Raw genomic sequence first — 5483 nt, 5'->3', positions numbered from 1 at the left:
ATCGTGTTGATGCCGCCGGACGGTGTGTCCGTGTTGATCGCGGTGAAGTTCAGGGTGAACGGTGCGCGGGCGTTCTCCGTCGAGGCGATGATGCGCTCTCCGGCGAACCGGGTGTCGGGCATGGTGCCTCCTCAGAGTGCGTAGTAGGTGGGGTCGGCGAGCCGGACATCGGTGCCGGCCGCCTGCGCCTTGGCGATCCCGTTGACGGAGCGGGTGACTGTCCACGTCTGCGGGCTGGTGGTGCCGGTGATCCCGGTGACCGTGACCCGCTCGCCCCCGACCAGCGCGTCGAACGGGAACGAGGCGGGGTGGCTGGCGGTGGTGACCCACCGGGTGCCGTCCGTGAACGCGACGGACAGGGACGGGGCGGTCGCGGTGGCCGCGGCTGCGAGCTGCGATCCGCTGGTGTCGTACCGGCCGCGCACGGCGTCGTCGTAGACGCCCACGGACCAGGCCCGGCCGGGGCCGCAGTTGAAGGTGACGTCCCAGCTGTAGAGGTCGAGGACCTCGGTCTGTCCGCGGACCATCAGGAGTGCCGGTTCCGGGGGCAGCCAGGCGGGGAGGTTGTCGATGCGCAGCAGGTCGCCGAGCTCCAGGCCGAGGACGCTGGAGGTGAGGGCGGGTGCGGCGTGCAGCATCACGTGGACCGCCGGGTAGCGCGGCTCGTCCGCGGTGCCGAGGTGGGCCAGCCACCCGGCGATCTGCTGGGCCTGGTCGTCGGAGCCGAGGGACAGTGTCACCTCCGTGTCGTAGGTACCGACGCCTCCCTGCTCGGGGGGCAGGGTCGAGAGCGGGCCGGACGTGATCTCGACCCTGCCGGAGGACCCGCCGTCGCGGGTGACCGTGACGTCGTTGCGTAGCCGCTGGTCGTCCTCGGCTGGCTCCAGCGGCGGGGCGACGTGACCGGTGGTGGTGTAGTTGAGGACGAGGCCGGGCGTCTGGTTGTAGAGCGAGGCCCGGTCCCGGTAGTGCAGCGCGGACCGGTCCCGGCGCTCGAAGAGCAGGCCGCCGTCCGTGGCGGCGACGTCGCCCACCAGGTCGAGGAGCTCGGCCGCGTGCTGCGGGCCCAACATCTGCTGGGCGACGCCCGGGGCGCCGATGGTGAACGTCATCGGGAGCAGGCCGCCGGACTCGGCCGACAGGCGGGCCAGGCGGTTGCTCGCGTACTCCGTGTCGTAGGCGGTGAGCGCCCCGTCGTAGGCCGTGGTGGTCGGGGTGCTGAACACCGAGAGGTGCCCGATGGCCATTCCGTCGAGGGCCGCCGCATAGCCACCGGGCGGGCCGCCGACTGTACGGACGCGCCCGATCGTCCCGGTGAACGACGAGCCGAAGTGCCCGGCCGCGCCGCCGACGTCCTGCCAGTAGATGTCCCACTGGACCGTCGCGCCCACCTGCTCCACCTGGAACCAGACGGAGTTCCACTGGTTGTAGAGGTCCAGGCCGGTGCCGATCAGCTGGGTGATGATGTCTGTTCCGCCGGCGTCTCGGCCGATGATGCGCGACCCGGTCGAGGACTGCTGGATGTACCACTCGGCGATGGTGCCGCCCGCCGTCAGGATGCGCATGAACGTGTACATGGTCGCGTTCGGGGTGTCGAGCCGGTACACCCACTGCACCCGCCACCCGGTCGGGCTGCCGCCCGGTGCGGGTACGGCCCCGGTCATCTGGGCGAGGTCGCCCCCGGCGGACGCCAGCACGGGCAGCGGGGCGGACGAGGCGAGGGTGGTGGCGCTGGCCCACGTTGCCCGGGACAGTTGGAGTGGTTGTACGCCGGTGACCGGGCTGGAGGCGGCCGTCGCGAGGGCGCCCTCCTCCATCGGCCAGTACGCGAGCAGGGACGCGGCGCGGGGGATACTGCGGCGCAGCGTCGAGTCCAGGGGTTTCCGGCCCTGGCCGAGGCGCCGCAGGATGCCGGCCGCCTCGATCGGTACGTAGACGTCCTTGCCGGAGACGTCCCACCGGGCCGGCCAGGACGCGACCTCACCGACGAACCGGTACGCCCGGTTGCTGACGCGGGCGGTGCCGGTCACCGACCATGCGCGGCCCGCCGAGTCGGAGAACGCGGTGGTGCCCTCGGCCAGCGCCCGGAAATCGGGGGCGGCCACGACGGTGCCGCCGATGCCGTTGCGGACCTCGGCGCGGTGGATCAGGGCCTGCGGCGGGGTCCAGCCGGGGGCGGCCACCGGGGTGATCTGGAGCGGCGCCGTGCTCGCGTAGACACTGGTCACGAACGCCCCGATGCGGGTGTCCATGGCGGTCCACGGCCCGCTCAGCGACGGCGCCCAGTAGCCGATGGCGGTGTGCCCGCCCGCCCCGTTGTCGACGTCCAGGGTGGCCCGCACAGCTGCCCGCCGAGGGAGCGCCGGCAGGAACCACTGCCAGAGGTAGATGCTCGTCCCGTCCGGCGACCAGTTCAGGACCAGGTAGCCGTTCTCCAAGCGCAGGTTGTAGCTGCGCTGGGCCGTGGCCGAGACCCACTTTCCGAGCAGCCCCTGGATACCCGGCTGGGACCAGTCCGCGGTCACCTCCACGCGCAGGTCGATGTCCCCGGTGATGTCGATGGCGGCGACGTCCGGTGTCGAGGCGAGCCCGGACAAGGTCCCGTCGAGGGACAGGTAGGACTCCGGCCCCGGGACGGACACCCGGATCGGGGTGTTGCGGCCGATGAGCCCGTAGTACGGCGACAGGGGGTTCTTCGGCGAGTACGTCCCGGACCGGTTGTTGAGCATGAGCGCGCACGACGACGGGTCCGCGGTGGTGCCCTCGTCGGGCACGCCCCGGGTGATCGTGATCGGGGACCGGGTGTAGACGTCGGCGGAGATGTCCGTCCACGTCGTGCCCACACGAAGTTCGGTCCGCACGTCCAGCGGTGTCTGCGGAAACGCCATCGCCTACCCTCCCTGCCCGAAGGCCAGTTGCACGCTGCCTCGGCCGTCCTTGCGGACGATGGTGCGGATGAGCCGCTTGACCTCTTCGGGCCCGGCGACCTCGATGCGGATCACCTGCGTGCCCCCGCCGCTGGTCATGATCGGAGCGGCGCCGCCCATGCTCCGGCCCACGCCCATCACGGCTGCGCCGGCGGGGGGTTGGACCAGGCCGCCCATCTTCTGGGCGAGCTGGCCCTCGGTGGACTCGATGCCGTCGACGATGCCCGGCGGAATCCACCGGCCCACGACGTCGGCCATCAGGCGCGACGGTGAGTGGATACCGAGGGCCTTGGCGATCGGCCCGGGGATGATGCTCTTCGCGAAGCCGGTGAGCTGTCCGGCAAGCCACGGGCCCATGGACTGGATGCCGTGCCAGAGCCCGGTGACGATGGCTACGCCCTTGCTGTAGAGCAGCGAGCCGAGGCCCGTGACGGCGCGGCTGATCCGCCCAGGCAGGCCCGCGACGAACCCGATCAGGCCCACCGCCTTGGCCGCGACGCCGGTCTTGATGCGGTCCCAGTGCCGGAGGAAGATCCCGACGATCGACCACCGGATGAAGAAGTTGAGGATGGCGCCGCCGACCGAGACGAGCTTGGCGACCACCCAGTTCCAGGCGGCCAGCGTCCACGCTTTGATCTTGTCCCAGTTGGCGTAGATCAGGATCGCGAGGCCGATCACGGCGGCGATGATCCAGCCGATGGGGCCCATGGCGATCAGCCACTGTGCGGCCATGACGGTGGCCCAGATCACGGCGCGTCCGGCCATCATCAGGAACTGGGCGGCGGCGGTGATCCCGGCCCGGACCACTGCGGCGACCCACGTGCCGATGGATACGAGCGCCGATCCGACCCATGCGCCGGCCGTGGTAGCCGCCGAGACGACGGCGGCCCCCGCGATCCGGGCGTAGGCCATGAGACCCATCGCCATCATCCGGGTCCAGTTCCCCATCACGCCCCAGCACGACGCGGTGATGATGGCGTGCGCGCCGGCCACCACGGAGGAGATCGCCGAGTAGGTGATCATCGCGACCTTCACGGTGACGACCAGCGCCGCGAGTCCGGCGAACGCGATGAGGAGCGGCTTCACCGCGGTCTCGTGCTTCTCGGCGAAAGCCAGGATTCCGCCTGCGGCCTGGCCGAGCTCCACCATGACGGTGCGCTTGAACTCCTCCAGCTGCTTCTTCGCCGTGCCGCCCATCGTCTCGGTGAGCTTGTCGGCCGCGCCCGACGCCTTGTCCATCCCGGCGGACGCTGCGGCGGTCGCCGGGTCCATGGCGTACAGGGCGTCGCCCATGATGTTCGCCGGGTCGCCGAACAGGGCGGCAGCGGCGTTGAGTCGGACCTGCTGGTTAGCCGTTCCGCGCAGCGCGGTCAGGGTCTTGCTGAGCGCCTTCTCGGCCTGGTCGCCACCGGCGCCCATCATCTTCGCGACGTCCTTGGACGACAGGCCGATGGACTTGTACGCGGCATCGACGGCCGCGCCGCCGGCGGTCGCCCGCTCGCCGAACTGGCCGATCGCGTCGGACACCTGGTCGGCGTCACGGGCACCCGCGCTGACGGCCTGGTTGATCAGCCCGATGGACGTCTCGCCGTCGAGCCCGACCCGCTTCCACTGGACGCTGTACTCGTTGAGGGATTCGAGGAGGTCGCCGGACTTGTCGGCCGCGGTGCCGAGGCCCACGGCGATGATGTCGAGCGCCTCGTCGGCGTTGTCGGCGAGGCCGGTCCGGACCATCTGCCCGGCTGCTGCGGTGGCGATCGTGAGGTCCTGGTCGAACGCCTCAGCCAGCGCCATCACCTTCGTGGTGACGCCTTCGAGGCCGCCCTCGGCGGCCGACGTGTCGCCGATGTTCTGGTAGACGCCCTTGATGGCGAGGTTGACCTCGTCGATGTTCTCGCCCCAGGCGTGCGAGTACACCGACGCGGCGGCGTCCCCGGCGGCCTGCGCCTCGGCCGGCCCGAGCCCAAGCTGCGCGGTGAGCTTGGCGTTGGCCGACTCCAGGTCGAGGGCTTCGACGAGGGAGGCCCCGAGCAGCGCGGCGAAACCGGCGCCGATGGTGGCGGCCGCCATGTTGAACTTTTCGCCCATTTTGCCGACGGTCTCGGAGGCCCGGTCCCGGGCAACCAGGTTGAACACCAACGACGTGTCAGCCACGGGACCACCTCACCTGTTCAGTTGTTGGCCGCCTCGTCGGTGGCCTGCTTGTACTGGTCGAGCCAGTCGAGGAGCACGTCGGTCTCTTCGACCGTCATGCGCGCCCAGTCCTGCGGGCGGACGTGGAGCAGGTGAGCGGCGTTGCCGAGCTGCCTCAGTCGGCGATCGGCAGCGCCGCTTTTCCCGACTCCTCGGTATCGTCGAGGGCGGTCTCGATGGACGCGTCGATGGAGGCCAGGGACGCGGCGAGCTGGTCGCCGTGCTGGGACTCCAGGACGGACTCGCGGATGCGCTCCCACTCCTGCCGCGAGTACTCCAGGGACAGCTCGTCCCACGCGAAATCGACGTCCTCGAACTTGACCTTCGGGTGGTCGCGCCGCAGGAAGGTGAAGAGCAGGGCCC

General features: G+C 70.9%; 2 protein-coding genes and 1 pseudogene. All 3 read right to left on the bottom strand.

All coding sequences use genetic code 11. The annotated features are described in order from the left end of the window. Positions 1–131: 131 nt before the first annotated feature. Complete coding sequence (locus ACFYPN_RS33585; RefSeq protein ID WP_389303677.1) at positions 132–2888, bottom strand: hypothetical protein; 2757 nt, start codon at positions 2886–2888, stop codon at positions 132–134. Between the two features lie 3 nt (positions 2889–2891). Continuing rightward, positions 2892–5081, bottom strand: a complete 2190-nt coding sequence (locus tag ACFYPN_RS33580; RefSeq protein WP_389303674.1) for a phage tail tape measure protein — start codon at positions 5079–5081, stop codon at positions 2892–2894. A 154-nt stretch (positions 5082–5235) separates the two neighbouring features. Then, positions 5236–5483, bottom strand: a pseudogene (locus ACFYPN_RS33575) (hypothetical protein); the annotation flags it as partial.

The sequence above is a fragment of the Streptomyces sp. NPDC005576 genome, from assembly GCF_042871745.1.
In the GTDB taxonomy this organism is placed as follows: Bacteria; Actinomycetota; Actinomycetes; order Streptomycetales; family Streptomycetaceae; genus Streptomyces.
The sequence above is the reverse complement of the archived record's forward strand: the minus strand, read 5'-3'. Positions and strand labels throughout refer to the sequence as shown.